Below are 25928 nucleotides of genomic sequence, written 5' to 3'. Positions count from 1 at the left end.
AAACAAAAGAGAAACTCGATCAATAAATATTAGATGGAGGAACAGAAATTGTCGAAATCAATAAAAAATATCCTTATAGTAGGAGTAGGTGTGGTTATGTATTTATTTACTGCGTAGGTTTATCGCCATGTGAACATGTTTGCAGAGCCTTTGGATCAAATGTATCAATCCGATTCTACCATTATTCAAAGCTTTGCCAATTTGATGATCTTCCTATTATTTACTCCTGCACTGAGAATCATTAGTCTTCTTATCTGCTTGCTTTTACTAGTTGTTGTCAATAAAAAAAGAAAGAAGGATCATTCTGCTGTTTAAGGAAGTTAGTCCAGCAGTGTGTATCATTTATAACTTAATAGAAGTAATTAGAGAATTGTAGGTGTTTCAAGTAGCCGACGATTCTCTTTTTTATACAGTTGGCAAACAATATATTTTTATGTTTAATAATAAAAATAAAAAAACATGAAAAAATTCATAGTAAATTTACTTTTTATTGTGCATGAAAGAGCAATAAAGCCTATAAAACAAGCGCTTTTTATTATAATTAACGCACTTATTAAATAAAAAATAAATAGTGTTGTATTACCACTCAAAATAAATTTACTAAATAAAAACATGGCATACTGTGTTCAACAAATCGATTTGTATCAAATAAAAAAACAAAAAGGGGAACAAAAAATGAAAGTGTTCACAAAATTATTGGTAGGAGCATTTGTAGCAACAACGTTAGGAGTAGTCGGAGGAAGTCAAACAGTCTCGGCAGATTTGGATCAAAACATACCAGGTTCTAATGTTGCGGACGCCTTTAAAAATAAAGTGGTGAGAATTGAAAGTGCAATGGATTTGGGAAGGACGTTAGATTGGGATCAATCCAATCTTGACCAAGTGATCATGTACAATAATACTGGCTCATGGAATCAAAAATGGAATATGTTTTATGATGCTAGTGCAGATACATATACTATCTCAACTGATCCTCACCAGATCAATGGCCATATCAGATCAGCAGAATTGGCTGTATCTGACAAAGTTTTTGACAGTAAAGGAAATCCAAAGATTGCTACGACTGGATTAAAAGTAAATTGGAAACTTTACAGAGTAGGCGATGCTGTGGGTGCTGGTGTTTATGTTTTAAAAAATGTTGAATCGGGTAAAGTATTAGATCTGGAAAATGGCAGCCCATACGACACGAAAGGCCTAGTCGCACGTGAAGGACAAGGTACTGGAACTGCTAGTCAACGATTTGTTCTTAGAGTAGTGGGCAATCTTTGATCCTTAGCTAGCTGTATTTCATTTAAATCGAAGAAAAACGAAAAAAGACAAAAAACAAAAAGGGGAATAAAAAATGAAAGTGTTCACAAAATTAATGGTAGGAGCGTTTGTAGTAACGACATTAGGAGTAGTAGGAAGAAGTCAGACTGTCTCGGCAGGCATAGAAGAAAATATACCAGGATCTAATGTTGCTAACTACTTTAACAACAAAGTTGTAACGATTCAAAGTGAAATGAATAGAGGGAGGGTATTGGATTGGGATCAAAGTAATTTAGACCAAGTGATTATGTACAGTAATGCTACCTCATGGAATCAAAAATGGAATATGTTTTATAATTTTGCTACTGAGACGTACACTCTCTCAACTGATGCTCATCAGTTCAACGGATTTATCAAATCAGCATCCTTATCTGTATCTGAAAAATCTTTTGATAGCAAAGGAAATCCAAGAATTGCAACGACAGGTCTAAATTCAAATTGGCGATTGTATAAAGTAGGTGTAGATGATCTTTTAGGTGATGGACTTTTTGTATTACAAAATACTGAAACAGGTAAAGTACTGGATATTGAAAATGGCACTCCTTCACAAGGTCAGAAATTAGTTGCTACCGAAGGAGAGGGTCGTGGTACGTCAAGTCAAAGGTTCCGTATTCATATTGTAGGAAATGTTTAACCATATACAATATATTTGATTTGAAAAAATAGTAAAAAAGACATAAAACAGTTTACCTTGTTTTGTGTCTTTTTATTTTGTGTGATACACACATCTATTATTTAATTTGAAAGCAAAGATAAATGGCTATTTCCGGAATGAAGTTGTGGATTCGTTGCTTGCAATGGATGGCTTTCAAACAGCTGATAGCTGTCTTCTTTTCCTTGACAGATCGCCATGATTTGGCGAACACTGTTCATGCCTTCAACTAATACTCCAAAATTTTGTTCACGATTATAATTATAAACAACAGCAGATGGATGTTTCTTTATTCCCATTTCACGGGCCATTTTTTGGTCTGAGAAAAATGCTTCTTTGACAAATTCAGATTGGCGATCTTCTTTGAACATGTTTAGATCTCCAATTTCTGAAAAAATCGATTCAGAAAGCTGTTGAGAATATGGAATTTTTTTACAACTGACTGCTTCTTGTAATCGGCTAAGAAATTGTCTTCCTTTTTTCTTTCCTTGAAAATGCGCAGCTTTGCAATCTAATGCGGCTGAATAAGTAATGGAAAATAGTTTGTTGCGCTCTTCAAGATTAGTTTGAGAAATCCCGTTAGTCTGCATGACATCCCCGATTGTCTGCAAGTTAACTAGTGGTAGAAAACGAAATTGTACTTTGTCTTTCGGCTTCTTTCCATATTCCTCATCAATAAATTGAACGAGCTGTTGCTCTAAATGAAAGCAGTTTTTCCCCAATGGATTAACAAAAAAATAGATTTCGATCATACGAATCTCCCCCAAATTAGATTCTATGCAAATCATGAATAATATTCACAACGTATAACTTACCAGAAAATCCCGAAAAAATGAACTCATGAGCCTTATGAAAATGATAGAGTTCTAATTTTTGGCCTCAAACATTCGTTGGATTTTATTTTTTGAAGGATGATAAGGAATCCCTTGACGTTGAAGGAAGTGCTCAAATGCTACTTTTCCACTGGCAGCATCAGTGACTTCTAATTCTAATTCATAGTCGTGAAGTTGTTCCCCCCAACTTTCGTCAATGGCTAACAAGCCTTCATCAATAGGAAATTCAACACGCTTAGTCGTCAGTTCTCCGATTTTGAACAATTGATTGGAATCGATCGATAGCTCATGAAGTTTTTTTAAAACAGCGCCCGTTCGTGGCAGTGTCTGTTCCTCGATCATTTTAGTGGCTTCTTGGAGCGTATAGGTGTCTGTTGTTTCCAATTTTCCTTCTGTAGCTGGTGTTTTTAATGTGTACTCCGCATAGGTATCTAATAAGCGGATACGTAACCCACAACCACGCTGTCTTAATTGGAAATCAGGCGTGTCATAATAAATATTGGTTTGGATATGGAAGGATTCCGTTGTAAGTTGATAGTGCGAAAGCAAACGCGTGTAATCTTCCTTAGCTAGCAATGTTTTAAATTCGATCTCTAACATTTCAGTCATTGGCTTCGCCCCTTTTCTTTTATTTTGCCTAATTTTTTGTTTTTGGTCAACTTCAAAGACAGAAGGTGCAAAAAAACTATGTTTATATGTTAGAATATCTATGAATGTTAACAAAGTAGAGGTATAGATTATGGAACGAGACTGGGAAGAGTTTTTAGCACCTTACGAACAAACAGTATCAGAATTAAAAGTAAAACTAAGAGGAATACGTAAACAATTTAGAGAACAAAATCGCCATGTCCCAATCGAGTTTGTGACGGGGCGGGTCAAACCGGTAGAAAGCATCGTTACCAAGTCTCAATTGCGTCATATCCCAATGGCGCGTTTAGAGGAAGAAATGTCAGATATTGCTGGGTTAAGAATCATGTGTCAATTTGTAGAAGATATCCATCAGGTGGTTGAGATCATCCGTAACCGAAAAGATATGAAAGTATTACAGGAACGGGATTATATCACCAATAAAAAAGCGAGTGGGTATCGCTCGTATCATTTAGTGATCGAATATCCAGTCCAATTGATCAGTGGTGAAAAGAAGATCTTAGCAGAAATTCAAATTCGAACGTTAGCGATGAACTTTTGGGCAACGATCGAACATTCGTTGAATTATAAATACCAAGGTGTATTTCCGGAAGAAATGAGTGAACGATTACAACGTGCAGCAGAAGCCGCGTATCAACTCGACGAAGAAATGTCGAATATCCGTGAAGAGATCCAAGAAGCACAACGGTTATTCTCACATGGCAGAGGCAAATCTGAAGATGCCTATTATCGCTCATTGATCAATCAAGAGAATAAACATGAGGAGGCAAAAGATGAAGGTAGCGATCGTTCATAACAAGGAACCAAAAACATTAGCAGTCACCGAACGATTGAAAAATCTTTTGGCTCAAGCAAATATCAAGATCGATGATCAACAACCAGAGTTAGTGATTTCAGTTGGCGGGGATGGGACGCTTTTAGCCGCGTTCCATCAATTTAGCCATGCTTTGAACGATGTGCGCTTTTTAGGCGTCCATACAGGTCATTTAGGCTTTTATACGGACTGGCGAGACTATGAATTAGAAGAACTAGTCGATAGCCTGAAAACCAATCGTGAACAAAGTGTCAGCTACCCGTTGTTAGATGTTCGAATCAGCTATTTAGATGATAAACCTGATCAACATTTTTTTGCTTTGAATGAGTCAACAATCAAGCGTTCTAACCGAACGATGGTAGCAGATGTATATATCAAGAACGAACTATTTGAAAGCTTCCGTGGTGATGGTTTGGCGTTGTCTACGCCTACAGGATCGACTGCGTATAATAAGAGTGTTGGTGGGGCTGTGATCCATCCAAGTATCAATGCGTTTCAATTAGCAGAGATTGCTTCATTGAATAACCGCGTTTTTCGTACGCTAGGTGCGCCAATGGTCATTGCTCAAGATGAATGGGTAGAAATTCGTTTAGAGAATACCGCAGATTATTTGGTGACGATCGATCAATTGGACGTTTCAAAAAATAATATACGAGCCATTTATTATCGGATTGCAGAAGAAAGAATCCACTTTGCTTCTTATCGACATATGCATTTTTGGCACCGTGTGAAAGATGCCTTTATTGGTGAGGTTTAGCAATGGAGTTTACATGGATCTATGAAAAAGAGCAAGCGCAACAAGTAAAATATTTTTTAAAAGAAAAAGGGATCTCCAAAGGGCTACTAGCGAAAATCAAGTTTCAAGGCGGCACGATCATGGTCAATGATCAGGTTGAGAACGTCTTGTTTTCTTTGGCTCAAAATGATAAGGTAACCATTGTGATTCCAGCAGAAGGCGAGCATGAAACGGTTCTTTTAGACGAAACACCGATCGAGATCGTTTATGAAGATGAACATCTCTTAGTCGTCAATAAACCAGCTGGAGTATCCTCGATACCGGCACAATACCATCCTAACGGTACGATGGCGAATCGAGTGAAAGCTTATTATAAACAACAAGGCTATGAAAATCAGGTGATCCACGTAGTGACTAGACTAGATCGAGATACTTCAGGATTGATGCTTTTTGCAAAGCATGGTTTTGCTCATGCAAAATTAGACGTACAGCTTCGCGAAAAGAAGTTCGTCAAAAAGTATCAAGCCTTGGTCAGTGGCGATGTGGCTACGTTAAAAGCGCATGGGCAGATCGATTTACCAATTGCTCGTGATATGACATCATTATTAAAACGTAAAGTTTCTTCTACGGGGAAAAGTGCGCAAACGGAATACTGGTTAGAAAACAGATCAGCAGAGATTGCACTCGTTGATATCCAATTGCATACGGGGCGCACGCATCAGATCAGAGTGCATTTTTCTGCGATCGGGTGTCCTCTTTTAGGCGATGACATGTATGGGGGAAGGATGGATCAAGACATAGTTAGACAGGCTTTGCATTGTTATGACTTACGGTTCTATCATCCGTTTACAGAAAAATTTTTAGAATTCAAACAGCCTTTAGCAAAAGATATGGCAACAATAGTGAAACGATTTGAAGATTAAGGTGAGGTGAGATTGGTTTGGACGAAAATCAAGAATTAGAGGAAAGATTTGCCCAGTTAGCTCAAGATCTAAGAGAAAACAATATTCAGGATTTTAGAAATAACTTCTTGGAGATGCATATCTATGAACAGGGGCAATTCTATCAATCCCTTAAGGAAGCAGATCGTCAACAGATTTATACCTATCTTTCGCCAAAGGAATTGGCGGACATGTTCGATGTCATTGAAGAAGACAACGAATATATGAAGGAATATTTAGCAGAAATGCGTCCTAGTTATGCCGCGGAAATGCTCTCAGAGATGTATACCGATAACGCGGTCGATTTGTTGAATACATTAGATAAGAAACAAGTGGCGAAATATCTTAGCTTGATGACAGCAGAAGATGCGAGTGAGATCAAAGACCTCCTGCATTATGAAGATGAAACGGCTGGGGCGATCATGACGACCGAATTTATCTCGATCGTTGCGAACCAAACCGTTCGTTCGGCGATGTATGTCTTGAAAAATGAAGCAGATGTGGCAGAAACCATCTATTACATTTATGTAGTCAATCAAGACAATCAACTTGTTGGGGTTATCTCGTTGCGTGATTTGATCGTCAATGATGATGATGCGATGATCTCTGATTTGATGAGTGAACGGGTATTATCTGTTCACGTAGGCGATGACCAAGAAGATGTGGCACAAACTTTCCGTGACTATGACTTTCTTGCGTTGCCTGTCACGGATTATGATGATCATTTATTAGGGATCGTGACTGTCGATGATATCATCGACGTTATCGATGATGAAGCAGCGAGTGACTATTCTGGATTGGCGGGGGTCAACGTCGAAGAAATCAATGAGAATCCTGTAAAATCAGCTTCTCGCCGCTTACCTTGGTTGATCACTTTATTATTTTTAGGTATGTCAACTGCCTCTTTGATCAGTCATTATGAAGAATTAGTCAGTGAAGCAAGTATTTTAGCTGTCTTTATTTCTTTGATCACAGGAACGGCTGGAAACGCCGGTACACAATCGTTAGCGGTCGCTGTACGTCGCCTAGCGATTTCAGATGAAAAAGATCAGGGCTTTGTTCGGTTGATCGTGGCGGAAGTATTGACGGGTTTAGTGACCGGCGCTGTGACTGGCCTAACGATCTTCTTGATCGTAGGATTTTGGAAGCAGAACTTTATTCTAGGCTTTGTTATCGGTATTGCGATGCTGTTTGCAATCACAGTGGCAAATCTTGCGGGAAGTTTGATCCCAATGTTGATGGATCGCTTGGGCTTTGACCCTGCTGTTGCCAGTGGGCCATTTATTACGACCTTGAGTGACTTGACTAGTGTATTGATCTATTTCAATATCGCTTCGTTGTTTATGGGGTATTTTATGTAAGAAAATAGAGCTAAAATAAGCGAAACGATTCTTATCTTAGAAAAGGATCGTTTCGCCTATTTTTTTGTTTATTCAGATAAAGGAACGATTTTGGTGCCGTGGACTTCGTGGGCATCCAAAGCATCAGCGACTACTTGTGCATTTTCTGAAGTGATACCGCCGCCAGGTAGAATGATGATTCGTCCGTCTGCATGAGCGATCAACTGTTTTAAGTGTGCAAAATTATCTTCGATGTTTGTACCGGCAACACCACCATGTGTCAAGATACGATGAACGCCATGTTCAACCAACCAATCGATGGCTTCGTATTGACGTTCTTGAGGAATCGCATCAAACGCCATGTGGAAAGTGATCTGTAAGCCTTCTGCGGAGTCGATCAAGACTTCCAGTGCTTCTTCATCTAACCATCCAGAAGGAGTCAAGCAACCGATCACTACACCGTCAGTGCCTAGTTTTTTGGCTTCAATCAAGTCAGTGTGCATGATTTTCAATTCGATATCATTATAAACAAAATCGCCACCACGTGGTCGGATGATCGTCATGACAGGTACACTTTTTTCATTAGCGTAGCTTAATACTTCTTCAATGACACCAGTACTTGGTGTCGTGCCACCTACTGCTAGGTTGTCACATAATTCGATCCGATTGGCTCCATTTGCGATGGCTAACGGGATCGATGTATAATTCTCCGCACAAAATTCTTTGATCATATTCTTGCTCCTTTATTATGTCTACTTTTGTTGAAATTATACCATAGTTTTTACAGTTGCTAAAGCGCTCTTCAAACGGTAAGATGAAGGGGATAGCATGATAGGCAACATCGGATAACGAATGTTTTTAAAGAAAGTTTTTTATCTTTATATGACTATCTCACTACGTATTTTAAAGGAATGAATAATCACTATGTTAAAGAAAATAGACCAGAGTCGACTATTTTTATCAGAGAATGCCCAAATGTTCCGTTGCCCGTTATGTCAAGAACCCTTTTTATCGACCACGAATGGGCTTATTTGCCAAAAGAATCATCGTTTTGATTTATCTAAAAAGGGAACGTTGTATTTTTTATCTCACGCAATCAAAACCGAATATGATCAAGGCATGTTTGCTCCAAGAAGACGAATGATCCAATCAGGTATGTATCAACCATTGATCGAACAGTTAGCTAAGCATCTACCAGATGATGCGACCGTCCTAGATGTCGGTTGTGGAGAAGGGAGCTTTTTGGCGGCCACTGATCAATTACAACCACTAAAAAAAGCAATTGGCTTTGATATCGCGAAAGAAGGCGTCTATGCAGCCACGGAGCAGCCGATGCAAGCATTTTGGTGTGTCGCGGATTTAACGAATTTGCCTTTTGCGGATCAACAATTTTCGACGATATTGAATATTTTCTCGCCTTCTCACTATCAAGAGTTTCAGCGAGTACTTGCAGATGACGGCATGGTATTAAAAGTCGTTCCACAATCAGGCTATTTAAAAGAATTACGCCAAGCTTTTTATCCAGGTCAGCCAGAAAAACATCATTATTCTAACGAACGTGTTGTTGACAAATTCATGGAATCAATGGCGTCAGTGGAACGTCAACGTGTGACGTATGAATTTACGATTCCTGAAGAAAATCGCCGTGATCTCTTGGCAATGTCGCCACTGGAATGGCAAGTAGCAAAAGAAATAAAAGAGGCTCTGATGGAAGAACCCCTTAGAAAAATTACAATTGACGTAGAATTGTTAAAAGGAAATAAGAGAAAACGATTCCAATAAGAATATTATAGAGTTAAGGTTGCAAAAAGCGTTTAATGGTGATATAGTAGCAACAAGTTGTTTTTTCATTGGTTTTTATCAGGTTCCTGTTCTGATAAAAGATAGTGAAAAGAGCTTCACTAACGTAACGACTCGCAGTGACTGACACCGAGTTGATACGTTTTTTTTTATGCAAAAATCAAGATTTAGACTAAAATGGATTTCACATATACATGAGAGGATGGATAGTATGAACCACATTGTTTTATTTGAACCTTTGATTCCAGCAAACACAGGAAACATTGCACGAACATGTGCAGCGACCAACACACCGTTACACTTGATCGAACCACTAGGATTTTCAACAGATGATAAACAGCTGAAACGAGCGGGGCTTGATTATTGGCATGATGTGGATATCACGTATCATGCAGATCTACCAGCATTTATGGCTTACTTAGGCGATAGAAAGTTACATTTGATCTCCAAATTTGCGAATAAAGTATACAGTGATGAAGACTTTGCAGATGGCGAAGAGCATTTCTTTTTGTTTGGGAAAGAAACAACTGGATTACCGGAACCCTTTATGCGCGAGCATGAAGAAAAATGCTTACGTATCCCTATGAATGATACACACGTCCGTTCATTGAATCTATCGAATACAGCGGCAATGATCGTGTATGAGGCATTGCGTCAACAAGGTTTCCCAAATTTAGAGTTAACACATCATTACGAAAATGATAAGCTAGACTAAAGGTTGTAAAGAGAGGTTTCGCTCCTATTAAGAAGACGAAGTTGAGAAAATAGTTTCTCTTGTTGCTCAACCTTCGTTTTGATAGAGTAGGAGCTTCCTTTTTCACACTCTTGATCAAGGGTGTGGATGAAATACGTGGATATTGCTGATCGAAAACAAGACTACATAAAGGATCGCACAGTTTTTTACAGTCGATTTTTAGCGATATTCAATTGGCGAAAGCCTCTATTTTTTAGAAACAAGCTTTTCTACACGGTCCAACGGGAAAATCCTATATGATAGTATATATACAAGTACGGAGTGAGGAGTCTAACATCTATGGAACTATACTTTACAAGACATGGTAAAACGGAATGGAATCTTGAAAGACGCTTTCAAGGAAGCCAAGGAGACTCACCGTTGTTACCTCAAAGCTATGAGGAGATCAAGACATTCGGCCAAATGGTCAAGTCTGTTCCTTTTGAAGCTATTTATTGCAGTACGGCAAAACGTGCAAGAGATACAGCAAAAGGGATCAATCAAGAATTGGACCATCCGACAGAAATCATTTATACAGATAAATTAAGAGAATTAGGTTTAGGAAAACTGGAAGGACAGTCGATCGAAGAGATGTACAAAAAATTTCCAGAGAACTTACCTAATTTACGAAATCATTTAGATAAATATGATCCAACACCTTTTGAAGGAGAGCCGATCACCGAAGCAATCACGCGGATCGAAGCCGTTGTTGCGGATGCAGTCTGTCAACATCAAGGGCCTATTCTATTTGTAGGGCATGGTGCCTCTTTAACTGCTGCGATCCAGTGGATGACTGGTAAAGAATTAGGTCAGTTACGAGAAATGGGCGGTTTATTCAATAGTAGCTTGACGATTTTAGAAACAGGAGAACCAAACAATCTGTTACCATATGACCTTAAAGTATGGAATCAGGTGGATTTTTTAGGTAATGGACAGCCAGAGCCTTTACTATAAATAAAGGAGGCGGCCTCGATGGAGCCAGAAGAAATGCCTTATTTTGTCGGCACAGTTGCCGCTATCTTTTTTCAAAATCCTAGTAATTTTTATAAAGTATTGCTCATCCAAGTCAGTGAAACAAGTGTTGATTATCGGGAAAAAGAAATTGTCGCAACTGGTAGTTTTGGCGATATCCAAGAGAACGAAGTGTATCGTTTTTATGGTGAGCTAGTTGATCATCCTAAATATGGCAGACAGTTGAAGGTAGAGCGTTACGAACAGGAAAAGCCGACGACAGCCAACGGGATCGTCAACTACCTATCAAGTGACAAGTTTCCCGGTATCGGAAAAAAAACTGCAGAGAAAATCGTGGAACTGCTTGGTGAAGATGCGATTGAAAAAATCATCGAAGATCCTGCGCAATTGCAACAGATTTCAGGTTTAACGAAGCCAAAAAGAGAAATGATTGCTGAAACGATCCGTTTGAATCATGGAATGGATCAAGTGATCATGGGGTTGAACCGTTACGGATTTGGGAGTCAATTAGCCTTTAGTATCTATCAAGCTTACAAAAATGAAGCGTTGGATATCATTCAAGAAAATCCTTACCAATTAGTCGAAGAGATTGAAGGAATCGGCTTTAAACGTGCAGATAACTTAGCTGAACAAATCGGCATTGCTGCTGACTCGCCACGACGCATCAGAGCAGCGATCTTGCACCAGATTTTCCAACAGGCGATCCAAACCGGTGATACCTATGTGCCTGCTGAATCTTTATTGCAGCAGACGATCAAAATCTTGGAATCAAGTCGTCCAATCGAAATCGAACCGGATCAAGTAGCGACTGTCATTATTCAGTTAGTGGAAGAGGGAAAGATCCAACAGGAAGAAACGAATCTATATGAAAATAGTTTGTATTTTTCTGAATGGGGGATTGGCAATTCGATCCAACGCTTGTTGAGTCGAAAAAAGGAAATCAAGTACGAACCAAAAGAAATTAAAAAGAATATTCGACGAATTGAGAAAATGTTTGGTATCCAGTATGGGGATTCACAAGAAGAAGCGATTTCTGAAGCGATTCGCTCACCACTATTTATCTTGACTGGTGGTCCAGGAACTGGAAAAACTACAGTGATCAATGGCATCGTTCATCTGTTTGCAGAGTTAAACGGCTTAGATCTTGATCCGACGAAATATACACAAGAGATTTTTCCGATCCTCTTAGCTGCACCCACAGGACGGGCTGCTAAACGGATGAATGAAACGACTGGCTTACCAGCTAGTACGATCCACCGACTTTTAGGTTTGAATGGTCGTGAGAAAACCCCTTCAATCAGTACGAAGGAATTAGACGGTGGCTTATTGATCGTCGATGAAATGTCGATGGTTGATACATGGTTAGCCAATACACTGTTTAAGGCGATCCCTACGAATATGCAAGTGATCTTAGTAGGGGACAAGGATCAGCTACCATCAGTAGGTCCTGGGCAAGTCTTGCATGATCTATTAGAAATCGATCAAATCCCTAAAATCGAATTGAATCAGATCTATCGTCAAGGCGATGGCTCAAGTATCATTCCTTTGGCTCATGAGATCAAAGAAGGAAGATTGCCAGCAGATTTTACGAAAAATCAAAAGGATCGCTCTTTCTTTGCAAGTGATGCGTATCAAATCGAACCATTGATTTCTAAAATCGTGGAAAAGGCGAAAAACAAAGGATTTACTGCACAAGATATTCAGGTGTTGGCACCGATGTATCGCGGTGCCGCTGGTATCGATGCCTTGAATAAAATGATGCAAAATATTTTCAATCCAGGCGGTGGAAATCGGAAAGAAGTTCACTGGAATGATACAGTTTATCGAATCGGGGATAAAGTACTCCATTTGGTCAATACGCCAGAATTAAATGTGTTCAATGGTGACATGGGGGTAATCACGGGAATTGTTTTAGCAAAAGATTCAGAAGATAAAGTGGACGAACTCGTCATCCAATTTGATGCCAATGAAGTGAGTTACAAACGAAATGAATGGAATAAGATCACCCTGTCTTATTGTTGCTCGATCCATAAATCCCAAGGTAGCGAGTTTAAGATGGTGATTTTGCCTATGGTCCATCAATACCAACGAATGCTCCAACGGAATCTGTTGTATACAGCGGTTACTCGTAGTAAGGAATTATTGATTTTGTTAGGGGAAGAACAAGCATATTTGACATGTGCAAAAAACGAATCCGCAGTTCGATTGACGACACTGAAGAAGCGGATCGAAGACAATGAAATGACTCTTAATCTGCGTACGAAATTAGCCGCCTATGAAGATTCCTTGACAGGTGATGATCCATTTGAAGAAGGAACGTATTCGGCAGCCATTGAACAAGTATCTGCGCCAACAAAACAAATAGAGCACCGGAAAGAGGAAACCGGCCAAGCGCAGGAAGTTTCGCTTTTTGCCATCGAAGAAGAAAAAAATGAAGTGAAAGAAGCTGAAACGCCAAAATCACCTGATAATTACATTCTCACAACCGAAGCTGTGGAACAGCAATGGATTGATCCAATGATTGGTATGGAGAACATCCGACCATAAACAGGCAACATCAGTTGGAAGTGTGAAGTATCAGCCCAGAAAAGACACCCGAAACGCTAACGTTTCGGGTGTCTTTTCATTGGAAAGGTAGACGCTCCATCTGAAAAACCTCCACAGATCAAGAGGTTGACTCTTCATCCCTCATTACTATTTTTTCACACCACAATAGCTGTGTTTTATTTGTGAGTTGTAAATCAAACGATTGTTTTTCTAAATCTTCCCCGTCTTCTTGACCATATTGGGGAATAGTAGAAACAATTCGAAGTTTGCTTGTTGTATAGTGATGGAAATACTTCGAGTGCATTTGCTTCTTCTGTAATAATAAAAGAAGCAACCAAGCAATTTTAAATAAATTTACTCGTTCGACAACCACGAAGTCGATCGTTGGTTTGGTTACATCTGCAGTAGGAACAATCGATACTCCTCCACCGAAATAGGGATGATTAGTCGCCGTACACAGAAAGGCCTTTTTAAAATTCACACGTTTCCCACCAATATCTACAAGAATCGGAAAGCCTTTTTGTGAGAAAAGAACATACAGTAAAGAAAAAATGTAAGAAAGCGAGCCTAAATTATACTTATTCAATCGTTTTTTTGCATTGGAATGATTCGTAGCATGAACGATTGCTGCATCTAAACCAATCCCAAAATTATTGAGTGCCAGACCTTCGCGATCGTTTACTTTTTCTTCATAATGCAACACATTTATTTTTTGTGGTTCTTTGGTTGCTAAAATCGTTTCTAAAGCTTTTTCTGGATCTCTACTTAACCCAATCCCACGAGCAAAGTCATTGCCTGAACCGGCTGGTATGAAGCCGACAGGAAAAGATACACATAAATGATGAAACGTATTCAGAACCTGATGAAGTGTACCATCTCCGCCAATGACGATGAGAAGTGGGTACCATCCGATAGTATCAGCATCGATATCCTCTTCCCATTCAATGAGGGTATCTTCGGCTAAATGTTCCGCTATAAGGGCATCGTGCCCTTTGTATTCACTATAGTGAACCGTATAGGAAAGTTTCTTTTTATCCAAAATTGGTAAAATCTTATCCGCTGTTTTCTTTCCGTTTCCGCTACCAGCAGCTTGGTTGATTAATAGGTGATAATGAAAATTCATTTTTTCCTCCTGGAATGCACCAAAGTATCGAATACTTGAGTTGAGAAAACAAGTCTTGTCGGGCTCCTTCATGAGTTCTCATTGGCATACGATAGCAAGGCGACATAGTCAAAAGGAGAGCAAGCAGTGTCAGATTTAATCAACAGCTGTGAATACTTGTGGTTTTAGTCATGTAAATAGATTAACGATGCTTCACTAAATCGTCTCACCATAAGTAAGCCGTGATTGTTTAATAGAATCAACCAGTGAAGGGTCAACAAAGCATCTTATCATTATTGTCAAAAGAATTACAATCTTGGTTATTATAGCAGAGGTTTGGGGAAATGAAAAAGAAGTTAAGTTAGAAAATACAATAAAGAACAAACGAAAAAACGTAGGTAAAAGATAGAAACAAAGAATTGTCTGGGAAGTATTAGTCAACATTGACACTCATTTTTTTGATAAGAAGAGTGCGATTCCTTTATCTATCAAGCCTCAATCTCTCAACGATGCTGTTCAATAAGGTCTTGCGATAACTAATCGAGGTGTCTTGCTTATTTTTACTTCTTTTATTTTTTATAACAATCTTTTCAGGTGAAGGTAAAAATGCTGAAATGCTGGGGTGGAGGGAAGGTTGTAATCTAGAATTGTTATGTTATAATACGCCTTGCGGTTCGTCGACCATCCCGCATTAACAAAACTAGGAGAAATGAGGAATAGAATATGGAGAGAACAAAGAGTAGGCAACGACTGATGGTAGTTGTTGTCAATGGGCTGATCATGGCCTTGTATCTAGCGTTAACGATTTTGGTAGCACCTGTATCTTCAGGACCAATCCAATTTCGTATTTCAGAAAGTTTGAATCATTTAGTTGTATTCAATCGAAAATTATTATGGGGTGTCTTAGGTGGCGTGATCGTTTATAATGCCATTTATGGTTTTGGTGTCATGGATGTGATCTTTGGTGGTGGTCAAACACTACTTGCATTAGGACTAACTGCACTTATCCAAAATAAAGTGAAAAATGTCAAGGTGCGCTTAGCATTAAATACAGCGTTCTTTACAATTAGTATGTTTATGATTGCTTATATGTTAGTACCAACTGGCGGACAAGCTTTTTGGACAACCTATGGTACACTTGCGTTAAGTGAATTTATCGTGATGGCTGTTTCTGCGCCATTGATGTATTATCTAGACCAAGCAGTGAAATTCAACGATCGTGTATGATTGTTTTTAATCGAGTAAAAAAGCCAGGAATTCCAAAAGTCTTAAATGATTTTGGGATTCCTGGCTTTTTTAAATATGATTTTTTCTAAATGATTAGTAAATATCAACCACTAAACAGGTTTTTATTTATTAGCATCTTGTAAATTTTCAATTTCGATCACTTTGTAATTTTTCTTTTCTAAGTGATTAACGATTGAATCACAGACACTTTTTTCTGTATGGGCTGGTAGAGTGATCAAGGTACGACGGATGTATTCATCTTTTTCAATGTCCAAAGTGATACAACTAGCAATGCTACTATATTTTGCGATGATCTTTGAAATCGCCGCTAAGTCACCTTGTTTACCTGTCGAAGCAATCGTCAAGACGTAGCTTCCTTGTTCTACGCTCCAAGACTGAGACAACATACCAAGTAAGGTACTGTGTGTCAAAATCCCATAGAAATGGTTTTGGCTATCAAGTACAGCAATGTATGGAAGCTCTTTGATCGTAAAGAATACTTTAAAGAAAGAAGTATCTAAATAAATGAATTTTGTTGCGTTTTTCAATAGATGAGTGACTGGTAAAGTCATATCGCCGCCATTTGCTTTGTGACGATAGATGTGCATTTTATAAATATTCCCACGGAAAATATTCCCGGAAGTATCAAGAATCGGTACACAACGGTAACCGGATGTTTCTAAAATTTCTAGTGCTTCTTCCAAGTTGCTTGTCTCAGAGACGGTAGTCAAATCTTTTTTCTTGTAAACAAGAGTTTTTAATAGCATAGTCATACCTCCAGATTGTTCATTTTTAAAATCCTTTAAGTAATCATATCATAACTAAAATAAAAACAGTAGAGCGTATGATCACTAATTGACATAAAATAATTTACATGATAATGTAGTATGGTATAAATTTGGTTTTCAGTGAGGAGGGGAAACGGATGGCAAAGAAAAAAGCGGCATTAGCATGTTCCGTTTGTGGTTCTCGAAACTATACTAAGTCGATTAGTGAAGGAAAAAGCGGCGAGCGTTTGGAAATCAACAAATTTTGTAAATATTGTAATCAATACACATTACATAAAGAGACAAAATAACAAGGAGGAGGCGTACGATGAAATTTCTTAAAAGTGTAAAAGATGAAATGAAACAAGTGACTTGGTCAAGTAAAAAACAATTACGTAAAGATACACTAGTCGTTATCGAAACATCGATCATCTTCGGACTAATGTTTTTCGTGATGGATACAGCGATTCAAAGTCTGTTTGCATGGATCTTGAAATAATTCAATAAGTTTATCTAAATAAAAGGCGAGCTATCCATGATTATCAATCAATTGGAAGCTCTATTTTTTTATATGTCACTTAGTTATTAAAATAAAAGGTGTGGCAATAGAAAGAATTTATTGTGAATAATTTAACAAACAACTAATCCATTAATTGATAAGTAAGGAGGGAACGATGGAAGTTCATGAATTATTAAAAAAAATGCGTGTGGATAGAGGCCTCTCTCAAAAAAAATTAGCCCATGGAATTGTTTCGCGGGAAACGTTAGCTAAATATGAGAATGGGAAAAATCATTTACCATTATTAGTCTTTTTAGAATTATTAGAACGATTGAATATGACGATCGATGAATTCATGTTTTATCTTGATGGAGATAAAGTATCTCAAAAAAATTTGAGTTTGAAGAAAATGTTCCGGAATCTAGAAAAAATAGTGGTGCAATCAATTATCAATTAAAAAAACTAGCCCAAGAAGTAGAATACTCAGATGATTTAGTCGTCATAAGAAATTATCTTGCTGTCAAAACTTATAAGTGGTATGAGGAAATCGATGGTGTAAAAAAATTAAATAAAAAAGATACTAACTATCTGAAAAGATTATCTGATTATTTAGAGAAAATCGATGAGTGGGGAAGATTTGAAATGACGACCTTTGCTACTCTCCTCTATTTATTTGAAACAAGTTACATCAAACAGCGATTAAAAGAAGTAGAAAAAAATGTGATGAAAAATGGAGAATTTGAGATCTTCCATTCCATATTATCAGGTATTTATAATAATGTGTTTTTACTGATGATTGAAAGAGAAGAGCTAAAATTAGCTAAGTATTATTTGGAAAAACTATTTGAGACTCGACGTAGAATTATTTTTCAGCGAGAAACTGAAATATATCATCGGTTTTATCAACTTTTACTTGCGCACATCGAAGGAGAGGCTGTCAGTAAAAAAATAAAGGATTATATTATGGGATTAGAATTGATTGGAGCGAGCAAGTTGAAGAATGAACTTTTAGCTGATTTACATAGATTTGAAACACAATACGAGATCGAACATATTTTTAATATATTAGATAAAAATTTTTAGAAGTAAACATAAACCGAAAAGTTTGCTATCTTTTCGGTTTTTTTTGGTTTATCTAGAAAGTGTTTGAACGGATCGGACTATCTGGAAATGTAGATATGTACTGATTTGAATCATACAACATGACTCTTATTTTGAATGGTTTTTAAAAGTATTCTTTAGTATTTTTACTTCTTTTTCCAAAGACGAGACTTTTAAACTTAAAAAGAAAACAGTGATACAGCAAAGAATCAATGCGAAAGAATCTAACCAACCAAAAATCGATGCAATGAGTTGTCTTATTGTTTCCATCGGGATACCTCCTCTCGTAAATTTCTATAAAGCTCAATAAGATTCCTTACGACTATAATTGTACGTTGTAGGAATAAATAATATTGACTTGGGTATGTATTTTCCTATGCCTTTTTGTCTAATAACAAAAAATTTTTGATTCATCTTTATAAAATAAGCTTTTTAAGAAATTATTTTCAAAAAAAAAAAACAGTAGATAATACAATTTCTGTATCAAAATAAGAATAAATAACGCTTTTTAAATTACTAGGGAACAAAAAATAAGTCACTAGTAAAAACCATCAAACGGTGCTATAATCAAAGAGAGGAAAAGCTTCGGGGAACTGAGGTTTTTTTATTTTACAAATGAAATGAGGAGCCTTCAATGGAATCTTTTGAAAAAAATTGGTATGTATTACATACATACTCTGGATACGAAAACAAAGTAAAAGCAAATATCGAGTCACGTGCGCAAAGTATGAAAATGGCTGATTTTATTTTCCGTGTCGTTGTTCCTGAAGAAACAGAAACTGAAGTGAAAAATGGGAAAGAAAAAGAAATCGTTCATAAAACATTCCCTGGATATGTCTTAGTAGAAATGATCATGTCAGATGCTTCATGGTATGTTGTCCGTAATACACCGGGCGTTACTGGTTTTGTTGGTTCTCACGGAGCAGGAAGTAAGCCTGCACCTTTATTACCGGAAGAAGTAAATCATATCTTACGTTCAATCGGTATGAGTTTACGTCAAAACGAACTGAAAGTAGAAGTTGGCGAAGTTGTTAAGATCATCGAAGGAGCTTTTGCTGGATTAGAAGGTCAAGTGACAGAAGTCGATGAAGAAAAAGAAAAACTAAAAGTAAACATTGACATGTTCGGTCGTGAAACAAGTACAGAGCTTGATTTTGATCAAGTAGACAAGATCGACTAAACAGTGATCAGAATAATGGAGGAGTTGGGATGCTTAGTCATCTCAGCTCTTTTTTGTCTTGAATGAAAGGAGTGAGAAAGGTGATAAAACAAAATAAAGTAACTTTTAATCGGGTGCTAAGTCGCATGGTGTTGCTGGTACTGCTAATCCTCTCTGGTTGTCAAACGCAAGAAAACAAGAGCCAAAAAGAGACTGCTTCCACTGAAACAACGATGACAAGCCAAGTAGAATCCGTAGAAAAGGGGAGTGTGCCTACCTTATTTGTTTACGGATATAAAGGAACAGTAAATTCATTCAAAGGAATGATCGAACGGTTAGAAGGAGAAAGCAAAGGGCAACAAGAATTGACATTGACTGTAGATACCAATGGAAACGTTCAAGCGCAAGGGGAGTTATCAAAAGAAGCAACCAATCCAATGATCCAAGTGCTTTTCGAAGACAATGAAAATAATGAGTGGAATCAAGCAGAATGGATTCGTGCATGTCTGGTTTATTTGCAGACAACTGACCAAATCAACAAAGTGAACATTGTCGGACATTCAATGGGTGGAGTCAGCGGCCTCCGTTATCTAGTCACGTATGGCCAAGAAACAACTTTACCGCAAGTTGAAAAGTTTGTAGCGTTAGGCGCACCTTTCAATGATTTTGTGGATGATAGCGGTCAGAATTTAGCTGATTTACTCGAAAATGGAGCGGCAGTAGTGTCTTCAAGGTATCAAGATTATCAAACAATGATAGGGAATCTCCCTACCGACACACAATTTTTATTAGTTGCAGGGCAGTTGAGTGAAGTAGAGCTAAGTGATGGAACTGTTCCACTGAATAGTGCATTAGCAGTTTATGCCTTATTGAAACAACATGGTAACCCTGTAATGGAAAAGGTCGAAGAAGGTGAAGGTGCTTCACATAGTATGCTTCATGAAAATGAAGAAGTGGATCGAGAAGTTAGTCGATTTCTTTGGGATATTGATTGAAGAAAAAGCTGCATTCAGATGATCCACTAATAATATCAGATTTTTTTAAATCCAATAGGGAGTATGCTATATAAATTTATTTCTTCATTTTATTTGAAGTAGCGTTTGATTTTCAAGTTCGTAGATATGATCTGCAAAGTCTTCCATCCTATCGTTATGACTAGAAAAAATTAGAATTCTTTGAGCATTTTCACTAAGGTAATTGTCTAACAAATTCAAAACATTTTCTCGACTGTTTTTATCAAGAGCATCAAAAGGTTCGTCTAGAATTAAATAGGTAGGTTCATCCATAAGCGCTTGAATGATTCTTAATTTTTGTTTCATACCAAGTGAATAATGTTTATACTTTTTATTCAGATCTTTTTCTAGATTCAATTGACTTGCTAAAAAACGAATTTTTTTTTCATTAGCTATTTTGCGGATATTTGCTAAATACAACAAATTTTCTGCACCAGTCCAACTTTTAATAAAATCAGGTGCGTTAATGAAAACTCCAGCATCAGGTATAAAATCTTGATCTAGGCCTATTATTTTTCCAGCAACTTTGACCATCCCGTTTGTTGGGGTAGAGTATCCTACAATGAGCTTCATAAGTACACTTTTTCCTGAACCATTTATTCCTTTAATAAAAGATTTTTTTCCTTCATTGAAGATAACATTCACATCTTGAAATAAAATTTTTTGCTTATATTGTTTTCCCAGATTAATTAATTCAATCAATAAAATTCATCTCTTTTCTTAAATCTAAGATTCAAAATCGTCATAGAAATACCTAGTATCGTTAAATCACAAAGCAAGTACAATAAATTTTCTATTGTACTATCTGAGATACGAATCAATCCAAAATTTAAAAGTAGATCTACTATCAAAACTGATAATAATAAAAAAGTTGATACTGGAAGAATAACTATATTATTTGATTTTAGCTTAAAGTAATCATAGTAAATTAGGAATATAAATAGTATGGTGAAATATTTAAAAAATAGGATAGTAAAAGTTATAATATTGACGTCTGAAGCTAGGCCATATATATATCCCCAAAAAAATAAAGTACTAAAAAAGCTTATAAATTGAATTGCGCTATTTAATAAAAGTACAGAAAAAATGTGTTTTATCCTTAGTAAAAAAAATCCTGATTTTTTATCTCTATATAAAATCATGGAATACATCGAAGCTGAAGATGTCAAATTATCTATAGTGAACAGTAAGGTAAATATATTCACTAAAAGATAAAAAACAATGAGTTTAGGATTTACTAATTCGATCAAGAACTTCTGATAGACAGACGAATTAAAAGTAATAATGCTGAATACTTCCTGTAAAGTGATATTGCTAGAAAAAATATAGATAACATAGATCACTTCTAATGAATAAACAATTGTGTAACATACTATTTTTTTTGTCATAGATCGATCTTCCGAGCTTTGATATGAAAAACAAGATGTCCAAGTCCCCAAAAAAGTAAATTTGAGAATAGAAAACCAAATATTCCAAAATGACTAAAATAGGTAGGTTCAGTTCCGTATCCTTGAAATTCGCTGAAACTTGTTATGTACGAAATAAAAGGGTTAAAGAAGGGTGATAAATTTATATTTACAAACGCATAAAAATAAAAACTATATATCATAATAATAGTAATGTACGGTGCCCAAATATTTTTGAAGGAAAAGGACGTTACTAACATGAGATACCCTGATAAGGATAATAATAAGATCAACGCAAGAGAATAGATTGAAATTATTTTGAAGTCCGCATTGCCAATTTTAATGTAACTTAATGTTGTAAATGTGATAGAGAGTATCGCCGTGTAAATGACATTACGATTAAATAATATAGCCAATTTATACCGGAAAAAACGAAAAATACTCTCGCATTTCACTACTTCCATTTGAATAAAACTATGTTTTTCAAATAAGTAAAAAAAGGATATCGTAAGTATTACTGACATTGATAGGAAATTAGAAAAAATCCATCCTGTAGTGATAATGGTTTTAGGCATAAAACTGACAAATAAAATTATTATTAAAGAAGAAATAGTCGGATAAATCAAAAACTTATAATTCAACATTCTGACTCCTTCCGTAAATCAATACTATACCAATAAATAATGGGATAGAGTTTGCAAGTAACAGAAGATATGTGTTAAATGTATAATAATCACCAGACGCCATAATCACTGTAGGATTAAAATACAACGAAATATCTTCAGAAAAAGCTGTCATCCCTGTACCGATAGCCGACATGCTATAGTAATATAAAGGTGCGGCTAATAAATATATTTTCGCTTCTGAAACGATCAATGAGATAGAAGTACCGAAGATAGTATATATAAATGGTATCCAGAAAAAACGAACAACTCCTTCTAGAAAAGACTGCAAAAACCTATGATTGACATAAAAATTGGATCCGAAAATATCTTCAAACATTGGACGTGTCACAGTATCGTTGATAGAATCATGTAATGCAATAAAGCAAAATAAGTAATAGATAAAGAAACCAAAAAATGTTGCCAATGCTATTTTTGTAGCCGTTGATAATATTTTCTTATAAACAAAATTTCTAAAATTTAAAACATGATAAATTTCAAATTTATAAATGGTTTGCCATTTTTGAGCAAATATTGCCGTTCCAATAGAAGCTACTAAAGGGATGAACATTTGAAATAAATTCGTTCCAAAAATCAAGCTATAATCAAAAGACCAAACAGACTCTGTTAAACTTCTCCAAAAGAAATCAAAAACATTAATAAAGGCTTGACCTTGATTCATTTCTTGTCTAAATCCTAAGTTTGTTACATAAAGAAAGGCATTTGAAATATATTCATTTAAAATAGAGAATACCATTATGAAAAATATGACTAAACTAAGTGAAATGTGGTATTTATTTAATCTCCAAAAATTATTCAAACATACATCTCCTTTTTTCAATCGGTATGTGACAAGAAGACGGTGTAAAAGTGTTCAGCCTCTATAAATAGGACGTAATCTCCAAAAATTTCTCTTTGAATGTTTGAGATTACGCCTTATTTAAAGAAGGCATCTCCTTTCTCGCTATTTATTTGATCTTAAGAGAAAAAATAGCGAAGTTATTTTGGCACGGATTCTTGACCATCATCTTTAAGGGGTCCATGTTCCTGAAATGTAAGTTGTAGGGTCAATGATGTTTTCTCTTTGTGAAGCTAAATGGACAGTTGAACCTGCTGAACCATTCCCAGGAAATGCAGAATTTGTAAGATAATTAAATAATCCTTGTCCTTTTCTTGACCCATTCTGATAAAGAGCAAACCATTGTTTGTGACTTTTTTGGTTGGAACTATTCCAATTAACGTATGTAGTAGCACTTGGTGAAGTTTTGGTTACATTTGCAGATACTGCTGTATACGTATATGCAGTTGTTCCTCCAAAAGATTCAGCTTCAACTCGTTTTGTAAAATTTAAAAGCAAAATTCCTAAAATACTTGTCATTGTGACTAGTAATAGTTAGTTTTTCTTTGATAGAATTATGTGCTTGACCTCCAGTTAATTTTAGGATATATCCAAAAAAAATATATCATATCAATATAAAAATGCAAACCTTTCCATTGTGTTTTTTTGTTTTTTTTAATCTTTTTAACATGTATTTGTTATTGATATATTAGTTTTAGAGAAACGCTATTGGTAAATCTAATTGTTGTTTTATAAATGGATTTAACGTTCTGGAATAATGAATACCTCAAATGATTAACGACATGTAGATGCCTCGCGAGGTCGGGACAGAAGTGGATCGAGAAGTTAGTCAGTTTTTATGGAAGAGTTGAGTCTAATAAAAAGAGTAATTAACGAACGTTTTTGGATGAATGTTCGGTAATTGCTCTTTTTTGTTTTCCAGAAAACTGATTTTCTCTTTCAACTGAGATGTATTACTCAACACTTTTGATAATTAACTCGCATTAATTACGAATAATCGTTTGGAAAATAAACATAGATAACTAAAATAAATACAATTTTTTTGTATAAAACGGATAAACGCAGGTTTTTTACAATGTTTTTCATATAACTCATGTTTTTTTCTGAATATATTACAAAGTTTTCTTGAAAATGTTCGTATTTTTTCTTATAATGAGACAGAACACGAATGAGGGGGAGAACAATGAGGAAGAATGTTCCGTATTTGATCATTGCGCCGGGAACGATCTTATTACTATTTTTTATGATTTTGCCATTGGTCAATATTATATGGCCAACTATTTTTACTGAAACAGGTGCTAGTCTAAGTGCTTACACCAGTTTTTTGACAGATGATTTCAATTTGAAGATTTTTCTTCGAACAATTCGCGTTTCTGTCATTGTGACATTGATTTCTGCCGTTTTAGGTATTCCAACAGCTTATTTTATTGCAGGTGTGGGTAAAAAGTGGAAAAGTTTATTGATGGCAATGACGATGTTTCCATTATTGACCAATTCAGTCATCCGTAGTTTTGCCTGGATCAACATTTTAGGAAGGACAGGAGTGATCAATAATTTCTTGATTCGTATAGGACTGATCGAACAACCCATCGCCTTACTATATACGGAGTTTGCAATTATTATTGGGTCTGTCTATTTGTTCTTACCTACCATGGTCATGACACTTGTCGGCGTGATGGAAAATATTGAGAAAGAAACACTGGAAGCTGCCGAAACGTTAGGTGCGAGTCCGTTTAAAACGTTCTATAAAATCGTCATGCCACTTTGTATACCTGGAGTGATCGTTGGCAGTATTTTAGTCTTTACAGGCACGTTGACGGCTTATACGACACCACAACTTTTAGGTGGGAACCAAAATATGATGATGGCGACTTTCTTATACCAAAAAGCATCGACTTTAGGTGATTGGACTTCAGCAAGTGTCATTGCATTGATCATGATCGTCACGACTCTGATCGTGAATAAAGGATTGAATATGATTGCTGCACGTTTAGATCGGAGGGAAATGAATCATGCGTAAGCAAAAAGGGATGACGATCATCGCAGTATTAGTTTTTGCGTTTTTGTTTTTACCATTAGTGATTATTGTTGTAACGTCTTTTGGACAATCATCGACGATACAATTTCCGATTGATGGATTCTCATTAGAATGGTACAAGAAAGCACTAAGTTCTGAAACATTTATGAATAGCTTTAAATTGAGTTTAAGTATTGGCGTAGGGGCTACTCTGTTAGCTTTATTAGTAGGCGTGCCGACTTCTTACGCACTTTCTCGTTACCACATGAAGAGTAAACAGCTTTTTAAAAATTTCTTTTTGTCACCAACGATGATTCCGGGTATCGTTGTCGGCTATTCCTTGTTCCAATACATTGTGATCAAGTTTAACTTGCCGGTGATCCAAGCTTTATTGATTGGTCATTTTTTGATCAGCCTACCGTATATCATTCGCGTCGTAGGTTCAAGCATGGAGCAATTAGATTTTTCGATCGAAGAAGTTGCTTGGACATTGGGTTGTACCAAAACCCGTGCTTTTATGCAAGTCGTCTTACCAAATGTTTCTTCTGGGATATTTGCGGCGTTTATGCTGGCTTTTGTCAACTCATTCAATAATGTACCAGTTTCTATGTTTTTATCTGGACCAGGAGTAACGATGTTGCCCACTTCATTGTTGAGCTACATTGAATATACGTATGATCCGACTGTGTCGGCGATTTCAGTAATGATCATGGTATTAACCGTTTTCTTGATGTTTATTATTGAGAAAACGTTAGGATTGGCTTCAATCGCTTAACTGTTGAGTGAAGAAAT

At 36.4% G+C, this 25928-nt stretch carries 28 protein-coding genes; 19 read left to right on the top strand and 9 right to left on the bottom strand.

Annotated features, from left to right (window positions below):
• Nucleotides 1-675 precede the first annotated feature (675 nt).
• Entirely contained in the window at nt 676-1269 is a 594-nt protein-coding gene (locus IGJ00_RS13475; protein ID WP_142433517.1) for an RICIN domain-containing protein, read from the top strand.
• Nucleotides 1270-1342: 73 nt separating this feature from the next.
• Nucleotides 1343-1942 (top strand): RICIN domain-containing protein, encoded by a 600-nt coding sequence (locus IGJ00_RS13470; protein ID WP_142433516.1) that lies wholly within the window; start codon nt 1343-1345, stop codon nt 1940-1942.
• A 101-nt stretch (nt 1943-2043) separates the two neighbouring features.
• Here IGJ00_RS13470 and IGJ00_RS13465 read toward each other — a convergent pair whose 3' ends face one another.
• Together IGJ00_RS13465 and IGJ00_RS13460 are read right to left on the bottom strand one after the other, a co-directional pair.
• Complete coding sequence (locus IGJ00_RS13465) at nt 2044-2712, bottom strand: DsbA family protein (protein ID WP_023520411.1); 669 nt, start codon at nt 2710-2712, stop codon at nt 2044-2046.
• 114 nt (nt 2713-2826) lie between these two features.
• Nucleotides 2827-3402, bottom strand: a complete 576-nt coding sequence (locus IGJ00_RS13460; protein ID WP_086335180.1) for a CYTH domain-containing protein — start codon at nt 3400-3402, stop codon at nt 2827-2829.
• A 130-nt stretch (nt 3403-3532) separates the two neighbouring features.
• On the opposite strand from IGJ00_RS13460, the gene IGJ00_RS13455 reads away from it, so the two are divergent.
• The 4 genes from IGJ00_RS13455 to mgtE are packed head-to-tail and all read left to right on the top strand — an operon-like array spanning nt 3533 to nt 7293.
• Nucleotides 3533-4237, top strand: coding sequence for a GTP pyrophosphokinase (locus IGJ00_RS13455; protein ID WP_019722324.1), 705 nt, complete (start codon nt 3533-3535; stop codon nt 4235-4237).
• Nucleotides 4215-5012, top strand: coding sequence for an NAD kinase (locus IGJ00_RS13450; protein ID WP_010734258.1), 798 nt, complete (start codon nt 4215-4217; stop codon nt 5010-5012). The genes IGJ00_RS13455 and IGJ00_RS13450 overlap by 23 nt, the downstream gene beginning before the upstream one ends.
• A gap of 2 nt (nt 5013-5014) precedes the next feature.
• Entirely contained in the window at nt 5015-5914 is a 900-nt protein-coding gene (locus IGJ00_RS13445; RefSeq protein ID WP_086335179.1) for an RluA family pseudouridine synthase, read from the top strand.
• 17 nt (nt 5915-5931) lie between these two features.
• A complete protein-coding gene (gene mgtE, locus IGJ00_RS13440) occupies nt 5932-7293 on the top strand; it encodes a magnesium transporter (protein ID WP_071866467.1) in 1362 nt (453 codons plus the stop codon).
• A gap of 68 nt (nt 7294-7361) precedes the next feature.
• On the opposite strand, the gene IGJ00_RS13435 is transcribed toward mgtE, so the two are convergent.
• Nucleotides 7362-8003 (bottom strand): copper homeostasis protein CutC, encoded by a 642-nt coding sequence (locus IGJ00_RS13435; RefSeq protein ID WP_438844528.1) that lies wholly within the window; start codon nt 8001-8003, stop codon nt 7362-7364.
• Nucleotides 8004-8196: 193 nt separating this feature from the next.
• Here IGJ00_RS13435 and IGJ00_RS13430 point away from each other — a divergent pair, with 193 nt between their 5' ends.
• The 4 genes from IGJ00_RS13430 to recD2 all read left to right on the top strand — a co-directional run bounded on the left by IGJ00_RS13430 (nt 8197) and on the right by recD2 (nt 13324).
• Nucleotides 8197-9054 carry a putative RNA methyltransferase gene (locus IGJ00_RS13430; protein WP_074799349.1) on the top strand — a complete coding sequence of 286 codons (858 nt, stop codon included), beginning with the start codon at nt 8197-8199 and terminating at the stop codon, nt 9052-9054.
• Nucleotides 9055-9283: 229 nt separating this feature from the next.
• Entirely contained in the window at nt 9284-9787 is a 504-nt protein-coding gene (locus IGJ00_RS13425; RefSeq protein ID WP_019722320.1) for a tRNA (cytidine(34)-2'-O)-methyltransferase, read from the top strand.
• Between the two features lie 318 nt (nt 9788-10105).
• Entirely contained in the window at nt 10106-10759 is a 654-nt protein-coding gene (locus IGJ00_RS13420; RefSeq protein ID WP_010734264.1) for a histidine phosphatase family protein, read from the top strand.
• Between the two features lie 18 nt (nt 10760-10777).
• Nucleotides 10778-13324, top strand: a complete 2547-nt coding sequence (gene recD2, locus IGJ00_RS13415; RefSeq protein ID WP_071866463.1) for an SF1B family DNA helicase RecD2 — start codon at nt 10778-10780, stop codon at nt 13322-13324.
• 118 nt (nt 13325-13442) lie between these two features.
• Here the strand turns inward: recD2 and IGJ00_RS13410 are convergent, their stop codons facing one another.
• Nucleotides 13443-14447 carry a diacylglycerol/lipid kinase family protein gene (locus tag IGJ00_RS13410; RefSeq protein ID WP_375148267.1) on the bottom strand — a complete coding sequence of 335 codons (1005 nt, stop codon included), beginning with the start codon at nt 14445-14447 and terminating at the stop codon, nt 13443-13445.
• A gap of 702 nt (nt 14448-15149) precedes the next feature.
• Here IGJ00_RS13410 and IGJ00_RS13405 point away from each other — a divergent pair.
• Entirely contained in the window at nt 15150-15653 is a 504-nt protein-coding gene (locus IGJ00_RS13405) for a QueT transporter family protein (protein WP_065096665.1), read from the top strand.
• A gap of 122 nt (nt 15654-15775) precedes the next feature.
• Here the strand turns inward: IGJ00_RS13405 and cbpA are convergent, their stop codons facing one another.
• Entirely contained in the window at nt 15776-16420 is a 645-nt protein-coding gene (cbpA, locus tag IGJ00_RS13400; protein WP_065096666.1) for a cyclic di-AMP binding protein CbpA, read from the bottom strand.
• 158 nt (nt 16421-16578) lie between these two features.
• Here cbpA and rpmG point away from each other — a divergent pair, with 158 nt between their 5' ends.
• From rpmG to IGJ00_RS13380, 4 genes are all read left to right on the top strand, one after another.
• Nucleotides 16579-16731, top strand: a complete 153-nt coding sequence (rpmG, locus tag IGJ00_RS13395) for a 50S ribosomal protein L33 (RefSeq protein WP_005878997.1) — start codon at nt 16579-16581, stop codon at nt 16729-16731.
• A gap of 17 nt (nt 16732-16748) precedes the next feature.
• A complete protein-coding gene (gene secE, locus IGJ00_RS13390; RefSeq protein WP_065096667.1) occupies nt 16749-16919 on the top strand; it encodes a preprotein translocase subunit SecE in 171 nt (56 codons plus the stop codon).
• Nucleotides 16920-17094: 175 nt separating this feature from the next.
• Nucleotides 17095-17376 carry a helix-turn-helix domain-containing protein gene (locus tag IGJ00_RS13385; RefSeq protein WP_260653796.1) on the top strand — a complete coding sequence of 94 codons (282 nt, stop codon included), beginning with the start codon at nt 17095-17097 and terminating at the stop codon, nt 17374-17376.
• On the top strand, nt 17301-18002 hold the full coding sequence (locus IGJ00_RS13380) for a MutR family transcriptional regulator (protein ID WP_338134659.1): 702 nt from the start codon (nt 17301-17303) through the stop codon (nt 18000-18002). Before IGJ00_RS13385 ends, IGJ00_RS13380 begins: the two co-directional genes overlap by 76 nt.
• 126 nt (nt 18003-18128) lie before the next feature.
• Here the strand turns inward: IGJ00_RS13380 and IGJ00_RS13375 are convergent, their stop codons facing one another.
• Nucleotides 18129-18290 carry a hypothetical protein gene (locus IGJ00_RS13375; RefSeq protein WP_177187654.1) on the bottom strand — a complete coding sequence of 54 codons (162 nt, stop codon included), beginning with the start codon at nt 18288-18290 and terminating at the stop codon, nt 18129-18131.
• 364 nt (nt 18291-18654) lie between these two features.
• On the opposite strand from IGJ00_RS13375, the gene nusG reads away from it, so the two are divergent.
• Together nusG and IGJ00_RS13365 are read left to right on the top strand one after the other, a co-directional pair.
• Nucleotides 18655-19200, top strand: coding sequence for a transcription termination/antitermination protein NusG (gene nusG / locus IGJ00_RS13370; RefSeq protein ID WP_010734272.1), 546 nt, complete (start codon nt 18655-18657; stop codon nt 19198-19200).
• A gap of 125 nt (nt 19201-19325) precedes the next feature.
• Nucleotides 19326-20174, top strand: coding sequence for an alpha/beta fold hydrolase (locus IGJ00_RS13365; RefSeq protein WP_375148331.1), 849 nt, complete (start codon nt 19326-19328; stop codon nt 20172-20174).
• Between the two features lie 84 nt (nt 20175-20258).
• On the opposite strand, the gene IGJ00_RS13360 is transcribed toward IGJ00_RS13365, so the two are convergent.
• The 3 genes from IGJ00_RS13360 to IGJ00_RS13350 all read right to left on the bottom strand — a co-directional run bounded on the left by IGJ00_RS13360 (nt 20259) and on the right by IGJ00_RS13350 (nt 23617).
• Nucleotides 20259-20894, bottom strand: coding sequence for an ATP-binding cassette domain-containing protein (locus IGJ00_RS13360; protein ID WP_071866458.1), 636 nt, complete (start codon nt 20892-20894; stop codon nt 20259-20261).
• 1334 nt (nt 20895-22228) lie between these two features.
• Entirely contained in the window at nt 22229-23080 is an 852-nt protein-coding gene (locus IGJ00_RS13355) for a hypothetical protein (RefSeq protein ID WP_115358274.1), read from the bottom strand.
• Nucleotides 23081-23290: 210 nt separating this feature from the next.
• The gene (locus IGJ00_RS13350; RefSeq protein ID WP_375151989.1) at nt 23291-23617 is read right to left on the bottom strand and encodes a hypothetical protein; all 327 of its coding nucleotides are present in this window, start codon (nt 23615-23617) and stop codon (nt 23291-23293) included.
• A gap of 685 nt (nt 23618-24302) precedes the next feature.
• Between IGJ00_RS13350 and IGJ00_RS13345 the strand changes: the two genes are divergently transcribed.
• Complete coding sequence (locus tag IGJ00_RS13345) at nt 24303-25139, top strand: ABC transporter permease (protein ID WP_065096675.1); 837 nt, start codon at nt 24303-24305, stop codon at nt 25137-25139.
• Entirely contained in the window at nt 25132-25911 is a 780-nt protein-coding gene (locus IGJ00_RS13340; RefSeq protein WP_010734275.1) for an ABC transporter permease, read from the top strand. Before IGJ00_RS13345 ends, IGJ00_RS13340 begins: the two co-directional genes overlap by 8 nt.
• Nucleotides 25912-25928 lie beyond the last annotated feature (17 nt).

Source organism: Enterococcus sp. AZ062 (assembly GCF_051715065.1).
Taxonomy (GTDB): domain Bacteria; phylum Bacillota; class Bacilli; order Lactobacillales; family Enterococcaceae; genus Enterococcus_B; species Enterococcus_B mundtii.
The sequence above is the reverse complement of the archived record's forward strand: the minus strand, read 5'-3'. Positions and strand labels throughout refer to the sequence as shown.